Raw genomic sequence first — 1,085 nt, 5'->3', positions numbered from 1 at the left:
GTATTGAGCAGTTTGATTCTCTCCATGATGCCATGGATTCCGTTCTCCAAGCTGCATCCTAACCACCTTGACTAATGCTATAGTATCAGAAACGAGACCACTGCCAACCATCCATGATTAGGGAGACCGAATGTCCGGCTTGAACCATCGTAAGAATCAAGTAGCGAAATAGGTTGAAACGCTGCGCTCAAAAGAGTAAGGGGAAAAGTAGGAGGCTCCTTATACTACCTACACAGACCTTGAAAGTACCCCGGTTCTGAGGACAAATCTAAAGATGGAAGGCCCATATAAACGGAACGTTTTAAGTCCTCCTGGACTCTGACTATCTGGTCGAGGTAGTTAGTAGGGATAAGTGTAACCGCAAGTCCTAGAGGATGTGAGATGTGACCAAAAGCCAACGCCCGGCTGTAATGGACGGGAAATGCTAACAGGTCACGGTTTGATTGTAAGAATAGAGTCTAGTGGGTGTTTAAATGACGCAAGCGAGTTGAAAGAAAGGATTCGAGAAATCGAAACCAATCAAGGGTATTGCACAGTGAGGAATGATTAAGAGAACGGAGGAAGTTGTCCATGCTTCAAATAATAGATAAGTAAGCGAATTGATTTGTACAACATCTCAGTGGACTTGGAATCACACAAAGTTTTGCGATGTAGCCTGGCTAAATAGTGCCTCAGACGGCAGTTTTCTCCTTCTACTCTTGTCATAGCCGTTTTGCTGACTAGATGATTGCAATCCTCAATTAAGCAAGGATAAACTTTGTATCCGTCCGTAATATATAGAAAACCAGCCCAGCCCTGAATCATTTGCCATAATGTGGTAAAAGTAAGCAATGAGGTGCGAGACGTTCAGGCATGAAATAAGGTTGCAATACCCGAAATCACCGCCTGGTGGGACTTCCACCCCTTGGTGGAATATAGGGAGTCGCATCTCTGACCATCCCATAACTGTTTATATGTCCCGACGCTTGGAGAAATCTAAGCAAGGCAGGAGACCCAAGGTCAAGACAGAACGTTTGAACGGTGGAAGTAGTGTTATGGTCGAAAGGGAAGTCACCTTCGCCAACTCCAATTCCAAACCGTGCTTG

General features: G+C 45.0%; 2 pseudogenes. One reads left to right on the top strand and one right to left on the bottom strand.

Features of this window, described 5'->3' with window-relative positions:
* Window positions 1-546: 546 nt before the first annotated feature.
* Window positions 547-834: pseudogene (locus P5683_RS25140) on the bottom strand (IS1-like element ISArma2 family transposase); the annotation flags it as partial.
* A gap of 29 nt (window positions 835-863) precedes the next feature.
* Between P5683_RS25140 and P5683_RS25135 the strand changes: the two are divergent.
* Window positions 864-1,085 (top strand): annotated as a pseudogene (locus tag P5683_RS25135) (hypothetical protein); the annotation flags it as partial.

It is taken from the genome of Limnospira sp. PMC 1279.21 (genome assembly GCF_032349615.1).
Classification (GTDB): Bacteria; Cyanobacteriota; Cyanobacteriia; order Cyanobacteriales; family Microcoleaceae; genus Limnospira; species Limnospira fusiformis.
This window is presented reverse-complemented; position numbering and strand designations above follow the sequence as displayed.